The 19,942-nt window shown below is 62.8% G+C and carries 18 protein-coding genes; 11 read left to right on the top strand and 7 right to left on the bottom strand.

Annotated elements, in window-relative coordinates; translation table 11 throughout:
• Positions 1-131 precede the first annotated feature (131 nt).
• A complete protein-coding gene (locus tag Q1B16_RS02715) occupies positions 132-2,423 on the bottom strand; it encodes an adenosylcobalamin-dependent ribonucleoside-diphosphate reductase (protein ID WP_299784675.1) in 2,292 nt (763 codons plus the stop codon).
• Between the two features lie 335 nt (positions 2,424-2,758).
• On the opposite strand from Q1B16_RS02715, the gene Q1B16_RS02710 reads away from it, so the two are divergent.
• The 6 genes from Q1B16_RS02710 (at position 2,759) to Q1B16_RS02685 (ending at position 7,006) form a co-directional block, all read left to right on the top strand.
• Positions 2,759-2,965: a cold-shock protein gene (locus Q1B16_RS02710; protein ID WP_299784674.1), complete on the top strand. Its 207-nt coding sequence runs from the start codon at positions 2,759-2,761 to the stop codon at positions 2,963-2,965.
• Positions 2,966-3,085: 120 nt separating this feature from the next.
• Positions 3,086-3,313: a hypothetical protein gene (locus tag Q1B16_RS02705; RefSeq protein ID WP_299784673.1), complete on the top strand. Its 228-nt coding sequence runs from the start codon at positions 3,086-3,088 to the stop codon at positions 3,311-3,313.
• Between the two features lie 80 nt (positions 3,314-3,393).
• On the top strand, positions 3,394-3,825 hold the full coding sequence (locus tag Q1B16_RS02700; protein ID WP_299784672.1) for a DUF1489 domain-containing protein: 432 nt from the start codon (positions 3,394-3,396) through the stop codon (positions 3,823-3,825).
• Between the two features lie 95 nt (positions 3,826-3,920).
• Positions 3,921-4,787, top strand: a complete 867-nt coding sequence (yghU, locus tag Q1B16_RS02695) for a glutathione-dependent disulfide-bond oxidoreductase (protein WP_299784671.1) — start codon at positions 3,921-3,923, stop codon at positions 4,785-4,787.
• A 75-nt stretch (positions 4,788-4,862) separates the two neighbouring features.
• Positions 4,863-5,645, top strand: coding sequence for an SDR family oxidoreductase (locus Q1B16_RS02690; RefSeq protein WP_299784670.1), 783 nt, complete (start codon positions 4,863-4,865; stop codon positions 5,643-5,645).
• A 41-nt stretch (positions 5,646-5,686) separates the two neighbouring features.
• A complete protein-coding gene (locus Q1B16_RS02685; protein WP_299784669.1) occupies positions 5,687-7,006 on the top strand; it encodes an AarF/ABC1/UbiB kinase family protein in 1,320 nt (439 codons plus the stop codon).
• Between the two features lie 54 nt (positions 7,007-7,060).
• On the opposite strand, the gene hisG is transcribed toward Q1B16_RS02685, so the two are convergent.
• From hisG to hisS, 3 genes are read right to left on the bottom strand one after another with little or no spacing between them, the layout of a single operon-like run.
• Positions 7,061-7,753, bottom strand: coding sequence for an ATP phosphoribosyltransferase (gene hisG / locus Q1B16_RS02680; RefSeq protein ID WP_299784668.1), 693 nt, complete (start codon positions 7,751-7,753; stop codon positions 7,061-7,063).
• Positions 7,750-8,847 carry an ATP phosphoribosyltransferase regulatory subunit gene (locus Q1B16_RS02675; protein WP_299784667.1) on the bottom strand — a complete coding sequence of 366 codons (1,098 nt, stop codon included), beginning with the start codon at positions 8,845-8,847 and terminating at the stop codon, positions 7,750-7,752. The genes hisG and Q1B16_RS02675 overlap by 4 nt, the downstream gene beginning before the upstream one ends.
• Positions 8,847-10,331, bottom strand: a complete 1,485-nt coding sequence (gene hisS / locus Q1B16_RS02670) for a histidine--tRNA ligase (RefSeq protein WP_299784666.1) — start codon at positions 10,329-10,331, stop codon at positions 8,847-8,849. The genes Q1B16_RS02675 and hisS overlap by 1 nt, the downstream gene beginning before the upstream one ends.
• A 219-nt stretch (positions 10,332-10,550) precedes the next feature.
• On the opposite strand from hisS, the gene Q1B16_RS02665 reads away from it, so the two are divergent.
• Positions 10,551-10,745 (top strand): SlyX family protein, encoded by a 195-nt coding sequence (locus Q1B16_RS02665; protein WP_299785970.1) that lies wholly within the window; start codon positions 10,551-10,553, stop codon positions 10,743-10,745.
• 32 nt (positions 10,746-10,777) lie between these two features.
• Here Q1B16_RS02665 and Q1B16_RS02660 read toward each other — a convergent pair whose 3' ends face one another.
• The 3 genes from Q1B16_RS02660 to Q1B16_RS02650 all read right to left on the bottom strand — a co-directional run bounded on the left by Q1B16_RS02660 (position 10,778) and on the right by Q1B16_RS02650 (position 16,977).
• Complete coding sequence (locus Q1B16_RS02660) at positions 10,778-11,656, bottom strand: hypothetical protein (protein WP_299784665.1); 879 nt, start codon at positions 11,654-11,656, stop codon at positions 10,778-10,780.
• 74 nt (positions 11,657-11,730) lie between these two features.
• Positions 11,731-15,231: a DNA polymerase III subunit alpha gene (gene dnaE, locus Q1B16_RS02655; protein WP_299784664.1), complete on the bottom strand. Its 3,501-nt coding sequence runs from the start codon at positions 15,229-15,231 to the stop codon at positions 11,731-11,733.
• A gap of 75 nt (positions 15,232-15,306) precedes the next feature.
• Positions 15,307-16,977: a mechanosensitive ion channel domain-containing protein gene (locus tag Q1B16_RS02650; protein ID WP_299784663.1), complete on the bottom strand. Its 1,671-nt coding sequence runs from the start codon at positions 16,975-16,977 to the stop codon at positions 15,307-15,309.
• Positions 16,978-17,211: 234 nt separating this feature from the next.
• On the opposite strand from Q1B16_RS02650, the gene Q1B16_RS02645 reads away from it, so the two are divergent.
• From Q1B16_RS02645 to xdhA, 4 genes are all read left to right on the top strand, one after another.
• The gene (locus tag Q1B16_RS02645) at positions 17,212-17,472 is read left to right on the top strand and encodes a hypothetical protein (protein ID WP_299784662.1); all 261 of its coding nucleotides are present in this window, start codon (positions 17,212-17,214) and stop codon (positions 17,470-17,472) included.
• A gap of 72 nt (positions 17,473-17,544) precedes the next feature.
• Positions 17,545-17,874, top strand: a complete 330-nt coding sequence (locus tag Q1B16_RS02640; RefSeq protein WP_299784661.1) for a metalloregulator ArsR/SmtB family transcription factor — start codon at positions 17,545-17,547, stop codon at positions 17,872-17,874.
• On the top strand, positions 17,871-18,332 hold the full coding sequence (locus Q1B16_RS02635; RefSeq protein ID WP_299784660.1) for an SRPBCC domain-containing protein: 462 nt from the start codon (positions 17,871-17,873) through the stop codon (positions 18,330-18,332). The genes Q1B16_RS02640 and Q1B16_RS02635 overlap by 4 nt, the downstream gene beginning before the upstream one ends.
• A 202-nt stretch (positions 18,333-18,534) precedes the next feature.
• Positions 18,535-19,935 (top strand): xanthine dehydrogenase small subunit, encoded by a 1,401-nt coding sequence (xdhA, locus tag Q1B16_RS02630; RefSeq protein WP_299784659.1) that lies wholly within the window; start codon positions 18,535-18,537, stop codon positions 19,933-19,935.
• Positions 19,936-19,942: the final 7 nt, after the last annotated feature.

Below are 19,942 nucleotides of genomic sequence, written 5' to 3'. Positions count from 1 at the left end.
ATTCGCGATCATGCATCTGCGTCTCGAAGTATAGAAATCGTGCGCGAAGCCCAAAAACCGGCGACAACCAGGGCGCGATCAACGCTCTTGAATTGACGCACAACTCCCATTTTTCCGCACGCGTAAGCACCTCACCCGCACTTGCTGTGACCGCAGGACCCACACGTCATGCAACCCTCGATCATCCGCATGTCGTACTGACCACAGGACGGGCACGCCTTCCCGCGTCCGCCGGCCAGATTCACCACCTGCGCCTGCGGATCGGATTTGAGGCCCATCCCTTCGCCAGCAAGAAAGCCGATGGCGATCATGTGCTGCTCGATCACCCCGCCGATGGCGGCCAGGATCGACGGGATGTATTTGCCATTGACCCAGGCCCCACCGCGCGGATCGAACACCGCCTTGAGCTCCTCGACCACGAAGGACACATCGCCCCCGCGCCGGAACACCGCCGAGATCATCCGCGTCAGCGCCACGGTCCAGGCAAAATGCTCCATGTTCTTGGAATTGATGAACACCTCGAAGGGCCGCCGATGTCCGCCGACGATGATATCGTTGATCGTCAGGTAGATCGCATGTTCGCTGTCGGGCCACTTGAGCTTGTAGGTCGCGCCTTCCAGCGCTTTGGGCCGATCCAGAGGTTCGGACATATAGATCACGTCACCATGCGGCTGCTGCGGCTCTTCTTCGGACGACGCCACCACTTCGGGCGCATCGGCCTTTTTGTCCTCGGACACACTGAGCACCGATCCGGTCACATCGTTCGGACGGTACGTGGTGCAACCTTTGCACCCGGTCTCGAACGCCTCCATGTAGACGTCCTTGAACGCCTCGAAGGAAATGTCCTCGGGGCAGTTGATCGTCTTGGAGATCGACGAATCCACCCATTTCTGCGCCGCCGCCTGCATCTTCACGTGCTCCAGCGGGGCCAGCGTTTGGGCGTTCACGAAATAGTCCGGGAGCTCCCGGTCGCCGAATTTCTCGCGCCACATCTGCACGGCGTAATCGACCACCTCTTCCTCGGTGCGCGTGCCGTCCTTCTGCAAGACCTTGCGCGTATAGGCATAGGCAAAGACCGGCTCGATCCCCGACGAGACGTTCCCGGCATAAAGGCTGATCGTTCCCGTGGGCGCGATCGACGTGAGCAACGCATTGCGGATACCGTGTTCGCGGATCGCGTCACGCACATCGTCGTCCATCAACTGCATGGTGCCGGACGCAAGATATTTGTCGGCATCGAAAAGCGGGAACGGTCCCTTCTCCTTGGCCAGATCGACCGACGCCAGATACGCAGCGCGGGCGATGGCGTGCAGCCACGCCTCGGTCTGTGCCGCCGCCTCATCGGACCCGTAGCGCAGGCCCAGCATCAACAGCGCATCGGCCAAGCCGGTTACACCCAACCCGATCCGCCGCTTGGCCTGCGCTTCTGCCCGCTGCGCCTCCAGAGGAAAGCGTGACGCATCCACCACGTTGTCCATCATTCGCACGGCGGTCGCGACCAACTCGTTCAACGCGTCCACATCCAAGGCCGCCGCGTCCCCGAACGGGTCCGTGACCAGTCGCGCCATGTTGATCGACCCAAGCAGACACGCCCCATAGGGCGGCAAGGGTTGTTCGCCGCACGGGTTGGTCGCGGCGATGGTTTCGACGTAGCTCAGGTTGTTGGCCTGATTGATGCGGTCAATGAAGATGACGCCCGGTTCGGCATAATCATAAGTCGCGCGCATGATGCGGTTCCAGAGATCCCGCGCCTGTACCGTGCGGTAGACGGTTCCGTCGAACTGGAGATCCCACGACCCGTCCGCTTTCACCGCCTCCATGAAGGCATCCGTCACCAGCACCGACAGGTTGAACATCCGCAACCGCGCGGCGTCGGATTTGGCCCCGATGAAATCCTCAATATCCGGGTGATCGCAGCGCATCGTCGCCATCATCGCGCCGCGCCTGCTGCCCGCCGACATGATCGTGCGGCACATCGCGTCCCAGACATCCATGAACGACAATGGCCCGGACGCATCCGCCGCCACACCCTTCACATCGGCGCCCTTGGGCCGGATGGTGCTGAAATCGTATCCGATCCCGCCGCCCTGCTGCATGGTCAGCGCCGCCTCTTTCAACATCTCGAAGATGCCGCCCATGCTGTCGGGGATCGTGCCCATGACAAAGCAGTTGAACAACGTCACCGACCGCGCCGTACCTGCACCGGCGGTGATCCGCCCGGCGGGCAGGTATTTGAAATCTTCCAACGCGCCGTAGAACCGCTCTTCCCAGACCTCCGGTTCTGCCTCGACCTCAGCCAAGGATCGCGCGATGCGCCGCCACGTGTCCTCGACCGTGCTGTCCAAAGCGGTGCCATTCGCCTCTTTCAGGCGGTATTTCATATCCCAGATCTGTTCAGCAATCGGAGCGGTAAAGCGAGACATGTCAGCGATTCCCCTGTGGCGGCAGACGGACAAGATAGCGCAAGTCTTGGCAAATCCACAACGTCTAGATTGGCCGGATGAAGACCCTACCACATCCTGCGCCATCTGTGGAGAACCTTGTGGATAAATGAAGGCACAACACCCTGCCCGGCGCGCACTCATTTCGGCCCGACACAGGACAGTCCTTGTATTCCGCTTCCAAAGCGCCCATATCCGTTGGGCAAAGATTCTTCCGATGACCTTCTGTTTCCTAACGGCCTCAGGCGATCCTACGACGACACTGAGCCGGGCCATCGCATGTTGCGGGTGGCGACTAAATACTAGGAGACAACACGATGGCAAATGGCACCGTGAAATGGTTCAACGGCCAAAAAGGCTTTGGCTTCATCGCACCCGAGCATGGCTCGAAGGACATCTTCGTTCACATTTCCGCGCTCGAACGCGCTGGTCTGCACCAGCTTGACGATGGTCAGGCTGTGACCTTCGACATCGAAAGTGGCCGCGACGGCCGCGAAAGCGCGACAAATCTTGCTCTGGTATAAGCCACTGCTTGATTGACTGATAAGCGGGCGCGGTCCTTGGACTGCGCCCGTTTTTCGTTGCGCACCCCCCAACCATCCGGGCCCGGCCCCAGCGCCGCCCACCGTCAAGGAGACTGAACGATGGCCAAGCTGAACAAAGACACACTTTTCAAGGCAACCCAGACACGGGCGGAAACCGTGATGGACAAGACCACCCGCATCGTCCGCGAGATGCTCGACACCGAAACCGAACAGCGCGAGGCGAAGACCCAGCGCCTGCGCAAGACCCGGCTGGAACGCGAAGCCTCCGCGCCCGACGAAGCACCCGCGCCCAAGGCAAAACCGCGCGCGCGCAAGACACAGGGCTGAGCCTCAGCGCCCGGTCGCAGCACGCGGCTTGAACCCGCCCTGTAGCCCGCTATGATCCTACGATGCAGGGGGCAGACGTCATGGCAGGGACCATTCATCTCATCAAACTCTCGGTCGGATCCGACAGCGTAGAGCAGATCGAGGATTGGCAGAAACATCGCTCGAAACAGCGTGCGAATGGCCAATACTATCACCTCACCCGCATGTGGCCCAAACGCGAGGTCGAACTGCTGAACGGCGGCTCGATCTACTGGGTTGTCAAAGGCTTGCTACAGGCCCGCCAGCGGATCATCGGACTGCAAGAGATCATCGGCGACGATGGCATCCGCCGCTGCGGCATCGTTCTCGATCCCGAAATCATCCGCACCGCGACCGCGCCGAAACGCCCGTTCCAGGGCTGGCGCTATCTCAAACCCGAAGACGCGCCGCCCGACCTTGGCAAATCGCGCCTGAACGATGACACCTTGCCCCCGGAGCTTGCAGGGGCGCTCGCCGAAATCGGCGTGCTCTGAACGGGTCGCACACACACCCTGCGGACACGCGCACTGGTGTTTCCGGGCACAAGGCATAGGTTTGCATCCACGCATCTGACAACAGGATACAGCACATGACCGACAGCTATACTCCACCCAAAGTCTGGACATGGGACAAGGAAAACGGCGGAAAGTTCGCCAGCACCAACCGCCCCATCGCAGGCCCAACCCACGAGAAGGATCTGCCGGTCGGCAAGCACCCGTTCCAGCTCTACAGCCTTGCGACACCGAACGGGCAAAAGGTCACGATCCTGTTCGAAGAGCTGTTGGCCGCCGGGCACTCGGGCGCCGAATACGACGCGTGGCTCATCAAGATCGGCGATGGCGACCAGTTCGGATCGAGCTTTGTCGACATCAACCCGAACTCCAAGATCCCGGCGCTGATGGACCGGTCCGGCGACACGCCCGTACGCGTCTTCGAATCCGCCGCGATCCTGATGCACCTGGCCGAGAAATTCGACGCCTTCCTCGGGCCAAAGGAAAATCGCGCCGAGATGCTGAGCTGGCTCTTCTGGCAAATGGGCAGCGCGCCCTATCTGGGCGGGGGGTTCGGCCATTTCTACGCTTACGCGCCGGAACCGATGGAATACCCAATCAACCGCTTCGCGATGGAAACAAAGCGCCAGCTCGACGTGCTCGACCGGCAACTGGCCGACCGCGACTTCATCAGCGGCCCGGACTACACCATCGCCGACATGGCGATCTGGCCCTGGTATGGCGGGCTCGTCCTGGGCCGTCTCTACGACGCGGCCGAATTCCTCGACGTGACCAGCTACACCAACGTCCTGCGGTGGGCCGAAAGCATCGACGCGCGTGAGCCGGTGAAGCGGGGTCGTATGGTCAACCGCGTGTCCGGTGATCCCAGCGAACAACTGCACGAACGCCATGACGCGTCCGATTTCAAAACGCGGACACAGGACAAGATCAAAGCCGCGGAATGAAACGGAACGGGCTGTCGCGCATTGTCCTGTCAACACCACTGACAATGACAATGAAATTGAAAGGACACCCGTCCCATGACCAAGACAGCCCTGATCACCGGTGCCTCCTCGGGCATCGGCAAGGAATTTGCCCGCTATCACGCCTCCAAAGGCGGTGACGTCATCCTGACGGCCCGTCGTGAGGACGCGCTCAAGGAACTCAAGGCCGAGTTGGAAGACAAGCAGGGCATCACCGCTCATGTCTTCCCGGCCGACCTTGCCTCAGCCGATGGCCCATCCGATCTGGTCGAGCGGATCGACGCGGCGGGCCTCACCGTTGGCATTCTCATCAACAACGCCGGATTCGGCGGACAGGGTGCGCATGTCGATCGCGATCTGGAGGACGAGCACGCGATGATCGACCTGAACGTCAAGGCCCTCGTCACCCTGACCCACAGCTTTGCCACAAGGATGGCAGCACAGGGCGGAGGCCGCATCCTGAATGTCGGCTCGACCGCTGGTTTTGCGCCGGGTCCGAACCAGGCCGTCTACTTCGCGACCAAGGCTTTTGTAAATTCCTTCAGCCAGGCCATCGATCAGGAAATGCGCGACAAGGGCGTGACCTGTACGGTTCTTGCGCCGGGCTACGTCGAAACCGAATTCGCGGACCGCGCCAACCTGAACGGCACAAAGCTTGTCTCCTCTGGTGGTGCAACGGCCAGGGATGTGGCCAAACACGGCTACGATGCCATGCGCCGGGGGGAATTGGTCACGGTGAATGATCCCAAGGTCAGCTTCATGATGAACTGGGTCATGCCGATGCTGCCGCGCCGGACCGTTCTGAAAATGGTCGGCGAGATGCAGAAAAAGTCCGCCTGACCTGCATTGCCGAATGCGCGGCGGGGCTTACCTTTCCGCGCATGACCGACGCTGATGATCCCCGAAGCCGTGCCGTCCCCACGGGTCGCGCCGCCCGCGCCGCCCGGATGGGAGGCTTGGCGGGCGGATTGCTCGGCTCTGCCGCCGCAGCGGGCGCGAAACAGCTCTTGCAAGGGCGGCGTCCGACGCCGCGCGATATGTTCCTCACGCCCTCGAACGCGCACCGCCTGACGCAACAGCTGTCCCAGATGCGTGGCGCCGCGATGAAGATGGGACAATTGCTGTCTCTCGAAGCGGGCGATCTGCTGACGCCCGAGCTTGCCGCGGTCCTGCGTCCGCTTCAGTCGCAAGCGCATTTCATGCCGCCCGCGCAGCTCAAAACGGTTCTCACCACCGCATGGGGCGCAGATTTTACCAAACGGTTCAAAAAATTCGACGTTCGCCCCATCGCCGCCGCCTCCATCGGGCAGGTCCACCGGGCCCAGACCCGCGACGGCCGCGACCTCGCCATCAAGGTCCAGTATCCCGGCATCCGCGACAGCATCGACAGCGACCTCAGCAACCTTGCCAGCCTGATGCGTCTGTCCGGGATGGTGCCCAAGGAGCTCGACCTCAAGCCCCTGCTCGAAGACGCACGCCAGCAACTGCACGAAGAGGCCGATTACGATCAGGAGGCGTGCAGTCTGCGCCAGTTCGGCGATCTGCTGAAGGACGACCCAGATTTCATTGTGCCCACGGTCCACGACGACCTCTCCAACCGTGACATCCTCGCGATGGATTTCGTTCCGTCAGAGCCGATCGACACGCTGGAGGATGCCGATCAGGACACGCGCAACCGAATGGCAGAGCGCCTGATCGCCCTGATGATGCGAGAGGTGTTCAGCTTTCACCTCGTCCAGTCCGATCCCAACTTCGCGAATTTCCGGTGGCAACCCGATACGGGCAAACTGGTGCTTCTCGACTTCGGAGCAACGCGCCGCCTGTCGCCCGACCTCGTCTCGCGCGCGCGCGACATCCTGCAACCCGCTCTCGCCAATGACCTGACTGCGCTTGCCGAGGCGCTCAAGGGGCTTGGCCTCTTGGCCGACGCGTTGCCCGAAAACACCCGCGCCGAGATCATGGACATGGTCGCCCGCGCCAACGCTCCGATGCTGGATCCGGCAGGTTTCGATTTCGGCGACACGTCGCTCGTATCCGACCTACGGGACCGTGGCATGGCCCTGGGCCGGGATAGATCGATCCAGCACATTCCGCCGACGGACGTGCTCTACCTTCAGCGCAAGGCAGCCGGGCTGTTCTTGCTTGCCACCCGACTGCGCGCGCAGGTCAACCTGCGGGATTTGTTCCAACACTACCGGTAACGCGCCAAAACGCGAAAACGCGTTTTGCCAAATCCTTTCAAGGATTTGCCCGCGCTATACCTTAAGCTGATCGATCAGCCCCCGCAAGGCGGCGCGCTCATCGTCGGATTGTTCAGCCACACGGCTTCGAAACAGGGTCGCCTGGCTTTCCAGAACCGGCGGCTCATCAAGGATTTTCAGGTGGTTCGCGCGCAACGTCTCACCGGTGGAAGTGATGTCCGCGATGGCCTCGGCGGTCAGGTTCTTGACCGTGCCCTCCGTCGCGCCTTGGCTGTCGACCAACTGGTAATCCGCCACACCGCCGCGCCGCAGGTAGTCCCGCACAAGCCGGTGATATTTGGTCGCGATCCGCATACGGAACCCGTGCCGGGCCCGGAACGCCGCCGCGGCGCCATCAAGATCGTCGAGCGTGTCGACATCGACCCAACATTGCGGGACCGCGACGATCAGGTTCGCGTGACCGAACCCCAGCGCCGCAAGAGGTTCGACCTTCTGATCCCATTGGACCAGTTTCTCCTGGATCAGATCGTTGCCCGTCACGCCAAGGTGAATGCGTCCCGCCGCCAGTTCACGCGGGATTTCACCTGCCGACAACAGGACGAGATCGACCCCCTCGACCCCCTCGACCGCGCCGGCGTATTCGCGCTCCGATCCGGTCCGCGTCAGGGTTACGCCTCGTGCGCCAAACCAGTCGAACGTCTTTTCCATCAGCCGCCCCTTGGACGGCACGCCCAGCTTGATCGTCATGGCAGCCCCCCGAGATCGAGCACCAGATCGGGCCGGATCACCCCGCCCACCGCCGGGATTTCGCGCCCTTGCCCCAATCGGCGGGTCAGCGCGTCATACCGCCCACCGGTCGCGACCGGAGGCAGATCAGGACGCGCTTCGGAGTAAAAGCCGAAGACGAAGCCGTTGTAATATTCCATCGACGTGCGCCCGTAGGACGCCTCGAAGGGCAGGTTTTCCACATCGACGCCGCGTCGCGCCATCGCGTCACACCGCGCCTCGAACCGGTCGAGCGCGGGCAGCAGGCCCGGCATGTCCACCGCGATGTCGCGCAAGTGTTCCAATGCGTTCGGGCAGGTCTCCGAGACGCCGAGCACCGCCGAAATCAGAGCGACTTCGTCCTCGCTCATTGGTGCCTCCGCCGCATCCGCGCGTAAAGCGTCGATCCGAGCCGCGATCTCGCGCTCGCTGCGCAGGCCGATCATGACGCCGGTGTCCTGCATCGGGTCCTCCGCGGCCAGCAGCGCCGTGCGGGACGCGGGCACCGGGGCAAGGCCGGCAAAGCGCTTGACCAGCGCGGTAAACCGCGCCGGGCGCCAGATGTGCCGCATCAACGCCGCGCGGCGGTCCTCGGTGGTCGACAGGCCGTCCACCATGGCGATCAGGATGCCGATATCGCCCGTGGCGGCCCTGAGACCGAGCGGAGCGAGCACGTCGGAGAACCGACCGAAAACCTCGGCATCGGCCTCGGCGGGATCGGTATCGCCGAATTGCTCGTACCCGACTTGCAGGAATTCGCTGCGCCGCTCGGGATGGTCTTCCTGTTTGCGGAACACTTCTCCGAAATAGGTGTAGCGCGCGGGCGCGCCATCGCCCTGCATGTGATACTGAACCACCGGAACGGTGAAATCCGGACGCAGCATCATCTCGCCCTTATCCGGGTCCGACGTCACGTAGGCCCGCGCGCGGATGTCCTCGCCGTAGAGGTCCAGAAGCACCTCGGCAGACAGCAGGATATCGGTCTCGAACCGCGCAGCGCCCTCTGCGACGAACCCGTCGCAAATCCGTTCCGCCGCGTGCCGGACACGCGATTTGTCAGGGGCGACCACGGGCATCAGGCATAGCTTTCGAGGATCTCGCGCACCTTCGCGACCAATTGATCGCGCGGTACCTCGAACTGGTTGGGGCGGTCCTGCCATTCCTCAAGGCTGGCGCTCTCGGCGATCTTGGCGCCAAGGATCAGGTCCTTGATCTGCACCATACCATTGGCCTTTTCATCGCCGCCCTCGATCACCGCGACCGGAGACTCGCGCTTATCCGCGTATTTCAGCTGGTTGCCAAAATTCTTCGGGTTCCCCAGATAGACCTCGGCCCGGATGCCTGCGTTGCGCAGCTCCGCCACCATCGCCTGATAGTCGCCCATCCGGTCGCGGTCCATGACCGTGACCACCACTGGGCCATGGCTCTGGCTGCCAATACGGCCCTTTTCGCGCAGCGCGGCAAGAAGACGATCCACACCGATGCTGACACCCGTGGCAGGCACCGCCTGTCCGGTGAAGCGCTTGACCAGGTCGTCATAGCGGCCACCGCCCGCGACCGAACCGAACTGCCGCTTGCGGCCTTTTTCGTCAATGATGTCAAAGGTAAGCTCGGCCTCGAACACCGGCCCGGTGTAATAGCCAAGGCCGCGCACCACGGATGGATCAATCTCGATCCGGTCGGGGCCATAGCCGCCAGCAGCCAGCAGATCAGCGATCTGCTCAAGCTCTGCCACACCTTCTGCCCCAATCGCGCTGTCACCAACCGCCGCCTTTAAATTCTCAATCGTCTGCGCGGCAGTCTCACCCTTGGAGGTTAAGAACGCGATAACAGGCTCGGCCTGTCCGTCACTCAGGCCCACACCGTCGATATAGGCCCCAGAGGCATCCAGTCGCCCCTTGCCCAAAAGCTCGCGCACCCCGGCCTCTCCCACCTTGTCGAACTTGTCGATGGTGCGCAGAACCGCGTCGCGTTGGCCATCGTCATTCAGGCCCATCGACTCCAGAACACCGTTCAGAACCTTCCGGTTGTTCACCCGAACGATGTAGTCCCCGCGCGGGATGCCCACGGTCTCTAGACAATCGGCAAGCATCGCGCAGATCTCGGCATCAGCCGCCACCGACGCAGCCCCGACCGTATCCGCATCACATTGATAAAACTGGCGATACCGCCCCGGCCCCGGCTTTTCGTTGCGCCAGACCGGACCCATCGCGTAGCGCCGATAGGGCAGCGGCAGGTCGTTGCGGTGCTGCGCGTAAACCCGCGCCAGAGGGGCGGTCAGGTCATAGCGCAGGGCCAGCCAATCGCCCTTGCCGTCGTCCTCGTCCTCCTGCCAGGCGAACACGCCCTCGTTCGGGCGATCCACGTCGGGAAGAAACTTGCCCAGCGCCTCGACCGTCTCGACCGCCGCGCTTTCCAGCGCGTCGAAGCCATAGCGATGATAGACCCCGGCGATCTGCGTCAGCATCTCGGCGCGTTCGGTCACCTCGGTGCCGAAATAATCGCGGAAGCCCTTGGGCGTCTGTGCCTTGGGCTTGGGGGCTTTTTTCTCTTTGGCCATGGTCAATTCCCGTCTGGGCTGGGGTGTCGCGCTTCCTCTAAACGCTGGAACCCAGCGGGGCAAGCAGCGGCGCGGGTGCGGGCCGTGCGAGAGGGTTAACTAAACGGAAATAGGCCCGGTTCGGACCCAATGTTTCGCGCGCGAAACAATGGGGTGCGGATGCTGACCTATTTGCCCCTTGCCAAGGGCCGCGCGGATGCGCATCTGTCGGGCATGGATATGACCGCCCTCGAAGAACGCATCGCGCATCTGCTGCGCGTCACCGACGACCTGTCCGAAACCGTTGCCGCGCAGGCGCGCGAGATCGACCGCCTGACCGCGCGGGTCGAGATGCTGATGCAGCGTGAGGCACATCGCGAGGCGGAAGGAAGCGGCGGGATCGTGCTCGGGGACGAGCGCCCCCCGCATTACTAGGCGCGGCGTCGAGTTCCGAACAAGGCCCGGTCTCAGTTGCCGCGGATATCCGTTTCGACCACTTCGCCGTCATGCAGCAGGATCGTCTTCCAGACCGGGTTCGATCCGAACCGTTCGTAGACACTGACGAACACGGTATCCCGCGCCAGTCGGGACATGGCCGACCCGCAAGGCTTTCCCTTGCCGACCCGGCAAACCCGCGATTTGAGGGTCTCGTAGGCGGCGTCGGTCGATGAATAGGGCTGAACCTGCGACGGCAGGCCGTAGCGCAGCTGTTCATGGGTTTCGGGACTGCCGAACATCGCCAAAGCGGCAGTGAACTGGCGCGCGCAGCCGTCATCGAACCCCGTCACGTAGAAGGTGTGCGGCGCGGTGTTGCCCGGTTGGGAATCGTATATCGCGTAGGTGCTCCGGCGTTCGGGATACCGTTCCACGCGCGTTCCCAATTGGCGCGTCGGGACATTACAGACCCGCGCCAATGTGCCGTAGGGCAGCACAGTTCCCATCTCGACGATCTGGTAATCCGGGTCTCCGGGCTTGGGGCCGTTGGAAGAGCGACCACCGCCGAACAGTCCCGGTGCGGGAGCATCGCTTTGGGTTTGCGGTGGGATGGCGGCGACGTCTGTGGCATCCTCGCCCTCGGGCGTTTGCGCCTCGCGGGCGGCGCGGCTGAGGAAGCCGAGCAAGCCGCCGCGCGGCGCGTCAGGCGCGGCACCGCCGATGGCGCTGTCCTGCGCAGAACCCGTCGATGTCTCGGCAAGCGGAGTGTCCCCGGGCTCTGCGCGGATGGCGGCCTGAGCATCGGCGTCGCTGACATCCGCCTCCGACAAGCGCGGCACATCACGCAGGGGATCGGTGGCACAGCCTGCAAGCAGGCTTGCAGCGAAAAGGATCGCAGCGAAACGACTCATGGATTCCCTCATACTCCCTGCCGGCACCCTATCGGGCGCCGGAAAGACCGTCCAGCGGCCGTCGGCGGTCGGGGTCAGAGTTCTTCGACATCCAGCACGCCGCCCAGCGACTTGATCGCGCCTTTGATCTCGGGCGTCACGGGGAATTCCCGCGCCAGCGCGACATCCACCTCACCCGGCAGACCGGGGGCGTTAAGGCAACAGATCCGGATCGGCCCTTTGCCGGCCTTGGGCAACTGGTCCGCCGCGCGGCTGAGGACCGAGGCGACATGCGGGACCACGTCGGGTTCATCGACAAAAATGCGCAGACCCATGCTGATCGCGTCGGCGACGGCGATATCCACGGGGGCAACCGACCGGCCGAGCAGTTTCAACTGATCCGATTCCAGCGTGGCCTCACAGGTGACCATGACCTTGGACCCAGTCTCAAGATGATCGCGCGCGGCCTCCAACGTGTCCGAAAACAGCGTGACCTCGTAGGCGCCGGTCGGATCGGAAAGCTGGGCAAAGGCGAAGCGGTTGCCGCGCGCGGATTTGCGCTCCTGCCGACCTGCGACCACACCCGCCATCTTGACGACGCAGGGTCCGTTCTGCGCCTTGGCCAGCACGTCATCAAGCGTCATCGCGCCCTTGCGTTTCAGCGCAGTCATGTAGTCGTCAAGCGGGTGGCCCGAGAGGTAGAAGCCGACCGCCTTGAACTCTTCCGACAGACGTTCGGCGGGCAACCAGTCGCTCACCGGCGACAGGCGCGGTTCGGGCAGATCGTCGCCCGCCTCGCCGAACAGCGACACCTGCGCCGAGGCGCGCTGATCGTGGATGGCGGCGGAATAGGCGACCAGCGCATCGAGGCTTTCGAACACACGGCGGCGGTTCGGATCAAGCTGGTCGAAAGCCCCGGAGCGGGCGAGCATTTCCAGCGGACGCTTGCCGACGCGCTTGAGATCGACGCGGCGGGCCACGTCGAAAAGCGTCGCGAACGGCTTGCTGCCACGTCCCTCGACCACCAGCTTCATCGCCTCGACACCGACGTTCTTCAAAGCGCCCAGCGCGTAGACCAGCGCCCCGTCGGCCACGTCGAACATGGCTTGGGACCGATTCACGCAGGGCGGCACCCAGGGCAGACCCAGACCTTTCTTAACTTCCTCGAAATACACCGCGAGCTTGTCGGTCAGGTGGATATCGCAATTCATCACCCCGGCCATGAATTCGACCGGATGGTTCGCCTTGAGCCACGCGGTCTGGTAGCTGACCACGGCATAGGCGGCGGCGTGGGATTTGTTGAAGCCGTAATTGGCGAATTTCTCAAGCAGGTCGAACACCTCGGAGGCTTTCTTCGCCTCGACGCCATTCTCCGCCGCGCCCTTCTCGAACTTCGGGCGTTCGGCGTCCATCGCCTCCTTAATCTTTTTGCCCATCGCCCGACGCAGCAGGTCCGCACCGCCAAGGCTGTAGCCCGCCATGACCTGCGCGATCTGCATCACCTGCTCCTGGTAGACGATGATGCCTTGGGTTTCCTCAAGAATGTGGTCGATCAGCGGATGCACGGATTCCCGTTCCCGCAACCCGTTCTTCACCTCGCAGTAGGTCGGGATGTTCTCCATCGGGCCGGGACGATACAGCGCCACAAGCGCCACGATATCCTCGATGCAGGTCGGCTTCATGCGCTTCAGCGCATCCATCATGCCCGAGCTTTCCACCTGGAACACCGCCACAGTCTTTGCGGCGGCGTAGAGCTTATAGGTGGTTTCGTCGTCCAGCGGGATATGGCCGATGTCGTTCTCGGCGCCCTCGGCAGGCTGGTAGAGTTCAGTTCCATCCGCACCGATATGCAAGTCGCGACCCGATTTGAAGATCATGTCCAACGCGTACTGGATCACCGTCAGGGTCTTGAGGCCGAGAAAGTCGAACTTCACCAGACCCGCCTGTTCCACCCACTTCATGTTGAACTGGGTCGCGGGCATGTCCGAGCGCGGGTCCTGGTAGAGCGGCACCAACTCGTCCAGCGGGCGATCCCCGATCACCACACCGGCGGCGTGGGTGGAGGCGTTTCGCAGCAACCCTTCGACCTGTTGTCCGTAGGTCAGAAGCCGGTCCACCACCTCTTCCTCGCGCGCCGCCTCGCGCAGACGAGGTTCATCCTTGAGCGCCTTTTCGATGCTCACGGGTTTCACGCCCTCGACCGGGATCATCTTGGACAGGCGGTCCACCTGCCCGTAGGGCATCTGCAAGACACGCCCCACATCGCGCACGGCGGCCTTGGACAGCAACGCGCCGAAGGTGATGATCTGGCCCACCTTATCGTGGCCGTACTTGTCCTGAACGTAGCGGATCACCTCTTCGCGTCGGTCCATGCAGAAATCGATGTCGAAGTCGGGCATCGACACACGTTCCGGGTTCAGGAAGCGTTCGAACAGAAGCTGGTAGCGCAGCGGATCGAGGTCCGTGATGGTCAGCGCATAGGCCACCAGAGAGCCCGCGCCGGACCCCCGCCCTGGCCCCACGGGAATGTCGTGATCCTTCGCCCATTTGATGAAATCGGCGACGATCAGGAAGTAGCCGGGGAACCCCATGCCTTCGATGATGCCCAGTTCGAATTCGAGCCGTTTCTCGTACTCTTCGACCGAGGCGGCATGGGGGATGACGGCGAGTCTGTTCTTCAGCCCTGCCCGCGCCTGCCGCTTGAGCTCTTCGACCTCGTCATCGGCGAATTTCGGCAGGATCGGGTCGCGGCGATAGGCCATGAAGGCGCAACGCCGGGCGATTTCGACGGTGTTCTCTATCGCTTCGGGCAGATCGGCAAAGAGCGTCACCATCTCCTGCGGCGACTTGAAGTAATGCTGCGGCGTCAACCTGCGGCGCGGTTGCTGCTGGTCGACATACGCCCCCTCGGCAATGCAGATCAGCGCGTCATGCGCCTCGTACATGTCGGATTTGGGGAAATAGACATCGTTGGTCGCCACCAGCGGCAGGTTCATCGCGTAGGCCATTTCGATGAACGGGCGTTCGGTCAGACGCTCGTTTTCGGGCAATCCGCTGTCACCGGGATGGCGTTGCAACTCAACATAAAGCCTGTCGCCGAACATCTCGGCCAGCCGGTGCATCACCGCTTCGGCCGCGCCGCGATTGCCTTGCTGCAAGACCCGGCCGATCGCGCCGTCAGGCCCACCTGTCAGGCAGATCACCCCGTCGGAATGGTGCTGCAATTCATCCAGCGTGACATGCGGCAGTTCCCCGTCGCGGCGCAGGTAAAGGCAGGAGTTGAGCTTCATCAGATGCTCGTACCCGGTCTCGCTCTGGGCGAGCAGAACCACCGGCGCGGGCGGATCGGCGCGCTGTCCGGGCGTCGGATCGGCGATACGCAGATCCACCTGGCAGCCGATGATCGGCTGGACACCAGCCCCCGCCGCCCCCACCGAAAACTCCAGCGCGGCAAAGAGGTTGTTCGTATCCGTCAACGCCACCGCAGGCATACCCTTCGCGATGCAGAGATCCGGCAATTTCTTCAACCGAACCGCGCCTTCGAGCAGCGAGTATTCGGAATGGACGCGGAGGTGAATGAATCGGGGATCAGCCATGCACCGACGATATGCAGGGCGTGCGGCGATAGAAACCCCTAGATGCGTGTATGACCCGATATTTGCGGGTCGCGCTCAGGCGGTATCACTGTCCGCGCTGAAAGCACCTTCGCCATCATCCGCGGTCCCGAGATGAGGTAGAAGGTCCAGACCGGTATCGTCTGACAATCCGCGCGCCGCGGAGATCATTTCTTCCCGCATCGCGCATTCGACATTCCAACCGTCCCGCGGATCGCTTACCGGCGCCAAGAACCGCACCTTCATCCCGAATTCATCCTGTCCGATGACGTAGCACTCAAGGCCGTCATCCGGTCCGATGCGCGGATCCGCCTTCGCCCAGTCCAGATAATGCGTGCGCAGGGCCTCCACATCGGCGCGCGGAGACAAGGTCAGCACGACCTGCCGTGTCATCCCGTTGTCCACGAGCGTGCGATTCACAAAACTGTTCTTGATGAAATCCAGAACCGGCACGATCAGGCGTGTGTCGTCCCACACCTTGAGCTGCACGAAGGTGAACTGAATGCGCTCCACGGTGCAAAGCGTGTCGCGGAAGATCAGTTGATCGCCCACCCGCGCAGACCGGTTGAGCGAGATCTGAAGGCTGCCCAGGATATTGCCCAAGGCCTCTCGCGCCGCGAAGCCAAGAACCAGCGTCAGCGCCCCGGCCCCGGCCAGAAGCGAAAAGCCGAGCGTTTGAAAGACGTTCGCCACGGTCAAGGTGATCCCCGCCGCCGCGATCACGGCGTTGACGACCACCAGACGACGCAAGGCGAGGATGGTTGTCGCATAGGCCCGTCTGTTCTCGTTCTCGGGCGAGCTCAGCTCTTCGACCCGCGCGATCATGATCCGATCGAGGGCTGCGTCGATGACATTCACGATCATCGCCAACACGCCGCCGACGAAGGCCAGCACGACGAAAGGTTCCAGAATGTTCGACAATAGACCCGACACGATGAACACATACGAGGTCGACGCCCAGACAAGACCGGCCACGACGAACAACGTCATCGGCAGCCGCAGGCCTCGAACGACGCCCGCGGCGAAACTGTGCCCCACCCGTTGTCCGATCCTTGTGAATCCGGACCAGACCGCCAGCCCGACGGCACCCGCTGCGATGACGAGCACCGGGATACCGATCACTTCCCACCAGAAAAGCCCAAGCGGTCCCTTCGCCCGTATCGCTTCCGGGAGCGCCTGCTCCAGCGCCGATGGACCGAAGCGGTCGAAAAGCGGGTCGATGACATCGACGGTCTGCCTCGAGAACACCCAGACTGCCGGGCCGTCAGCGGGCTGGACCCGATTGAGGCGAACCGCAACCGGCCTGTCGGACAGTTCCAGCACGCCAAGCAGCAAACTGCGCCGCGGCTGCCCGGCCATCACGTTCTCCGAGGGCGCGTTGGCATCGAGCGAGTCGGGTCGTTCCAGCAACGCTTGCCACGAGATGACAAGTTTCCTGTCGATGATCGCATCGAGCTTGCGCGCAAGGTCATAGCCCCGGATCGCCTGGGCGCTTGGATCGATGCCATTGAGATTGAGCACGTGGCGCGCGGTATCGAAATCATTTCGATCGGCCGCGCTCAGAAAGGCCTCAAGCGCCGTTTGCGGGGTCAGGATGTCGAGCCCGTCAGGCCTGACAGGCAAACCCGCATTCAATTCCTCGACTTCGAACACCGTTTCCTGAGCCGTTGCATCCTCGGGCAAAAAACATGCCCACCAGACCAAGAGCAGGATAATCGCGCTTCGCAAATTCAAACCTCGTTTTCACAATGACTTACGGGCAAACGCACCCGACCGCGCTGCGTTCCCGGTTGCCGTCACACCTCCGGGTAAAGAGACGCCCGAAACAGCCTGATATTTTTTGAACTTGCAATTCCGATTAAAAAAGTAAGAAATACGCGCATAAATCCGACAAAAGGAATCAGGATTATGCACAGGACAGTGTTCCCCCTCATCACAACCCTCGCACTCAGCAGCGCAGCCATGGCTTCGGGCCCTGGCGAAACGCACCACACCGGCAGCAATTATCTCGCCAATGGCGCGCTGACCTACGACGTCTTCGAGGCGTCGATCGAGCATGTCGATCTTGCCACCTGCCCCGTGGACTTCGACAGTGACGCGAATTTCTGCCGCATGACGCTGGCGGCGGAGATGGCGCATGTCTTTGTGTTTTCCTACGATGGTGCGCAGCCGCTTCTGGCGGTCAAATCCTACGAGCTTGGTGACGGGTTCTTGCCGTTCTGAACGGTTTCACGATTGTTAGCCATATGGCTAGGTAAATCTTGACGCGAAGCGCCGGATAGATTACTTAGCCACATGGCTAACCAACTTGACTCCGTTTTTTCCGCAATGGCCGACCCGACGCGTCGGGCCGTGATCGAACGGTTGCTCGACGGCCCGGCCTCGGTGTCCGACCTGCACGCCACGCATGACATGGCGCTGCCGTCCTTCCTGAAACATATCCGCAAGCTGGAAGACGCGGGGCTCGTCACGTCGCAAAAGACGGGACGCACCCGGATGATCCACATCGAAGCCGCCCCGATGCGCGCGGCAGAAGACTGGTTGAGCCGTCAACGCAAACTCTGGGAGGGCCGGCTGGACCGTCTGCAAGCGCTCGCAGAAACCCTTGAGAGGAATCCACAATGACCCAGCCAGGTGCCCATTTTCAATTGACTCGCAGCATCAACGTCCCTCGGGATCGGTTGTGGTCATTGCTGACCGACCCGAAAGCCCGCGAAGTGTGGGGTGGGCCATCGGACGACGCCGTTCTTGTGCTGGACAAGGCGGATTTGCGCGATGGTGGACAAGAACGCCACCGATGCGGACCGGCAGATAACCCCGAATTCGTGGTGCACACGCATTGGTATCACCTCGCCGCGCCAGACCTCGCCTGTTTTACCGAAACCATCAGCGCGGGCGGCATCCGCTTTGCGGTGACATTGGTGAGGTACACCTTGTCCGCATCAAATGGCGGCACGACGCTCACCGTCGATGTCGGCCTCGCACCGCTGACCGACGGCGATATGCTCTCGGATTTCCAGCAGGGATGGACCAGCGGGCTGGACCGGTTGGAGCGGCTCATCGCGGACGGCGCTTTCGGATAAGCGGGCAAAAGCGCAGGTTCTCTTCGCCGCGAATTCGGGCAGCGACCGGCACTCCGACGCCCTTGTCCGCAGATTCGACTTGCCAAACTGGCATCCCCTTGCCTAGCCTGCCACCATAACAGGGATACCCCGCGCACCTTCTACGCCGCATCGAGGGCGCGCTGATACCGGGGCATGATGGTAAGGCGGCAGGTTATTTCACATGGATATCACCTTTCTTCTGAACGGAGAGAGCGTGGAGCTGCGGAACGTGTCCCCCACGGCGACGCTGCTTGACTGGCTGCGCGAAGAGCGCGGCCTGACCGGCACCAAGGAAGGCTGCAACGAAGGCGATTGCGGGGCCTGCACGGTGATGGTCACGGATGCGCGCGGCGCACGCGGGCTCAACGCCTGCATCCTGTTCCTGCCGCAGATCGACGGCTGCGCCGTGCGCACGGTCGAAGGCATCGGCGGCGCGGACGGCACGCTGCACCCGGTGCAGGAGACGATGATCGCGCATCACGGCTCACAATGCGGCTTTTGCACGCCGGGCTTCGTGGTGCAGATGGCTGTCGCGCATCTCAACGGCGACCGCAACCACGACGACGCGCTGGCGGGCAACCTGTGCCGCTGCACCGGCTACGCCCCGATCATCCGCGCGGCAGAGGCCGCTGCCGACACACCCGTCCCCGATTGGATGACGGACACACCCCCTGCTTCTTTGGGCCGAAAAATACCTTCGGGGGGTCCGGGGGGCAGACAGCCCCCCGGCCTCGACGCCCCGGAAACGCTGGACGAACTGGCCACGCTCTACGCAGCGCGACCCGACGCGACCCTGATCGCCGGGGCGACGGATTTGGGGCTTTGGGTGACGAAATCGCTGCGCGAACTGGAGGACGTGATCTTCCTCAACCGCTGCGCCGACTTGCAGCAGATCACGGAAAGCGACCACAGCCTGCGCATCGGTGCCGGTGTGACGATGGACCGGGTGCTGGACGCCGTGCGCGATCTGAACCCGTCCTACGCCGAAATGATCCGCCGCTACGGCTCGGCCCAGGTGCGCGCGGCGGCGACGATCGGCGGCAACATCGCCAACGGCTCTCCCATCGGGGACAACCCGCCCGCGCTGATCGCGATGGGGGCCACGCTGCACCTTCGCGCGGGCGATCACACGCGCGACATGCCGCTCGAGGATTTCTTTTTCGACTACGGCAAGCAGGACCGCGCCAAGGGCGAATTCGTGGAAGCGGTCACGATCCCGCGTCACGCACCGAGGCTGAAGGTCTACAAGCTGTCCAAACGGTTCGATCAGGACATCTCCGCCGTCTGCGGCGCGGTCAATATCACTGTGACGGATGGCTCGGTTGCGCAGGCGCGCATCGCTTTCGGCGGCATGGCAGGCATCCCCAAGCGCGCCAGCGCCGTCGAAGCCGCCCTGACCGGTGCCACCTGGTCCGAGAAAACCGTGCGCGCCGCGATGGCGAAAATGGCCGAGGATTTCACCCCGCTGTCGGACATGCGCGCCTCTGCCGGCTATCGTCTGCACACGGCCGAAAACATGCTGCTGCGCTACTGGCACGAGGATCAGGGCACCCGATCGAATGTTCTGGAGGTCTCGGCATGACGGTCAA

The sequence above is a fragment of the uncultured Marivita sp. genome (genome assembly GCF_947488135.1).
In the GTDB taxonomy this organism is placed as follows: domain Bacteria; phylum Pseudomonadota; class Alphaproteobacteria; order Rhodobacterales; family Rhodobacteraceae; genus Marivita.
The sequence above is the reverse complement of the archived record's forward strand: the minus strand, read 5'-3'. Positions and strand labels throughout refer to the sequence as shown.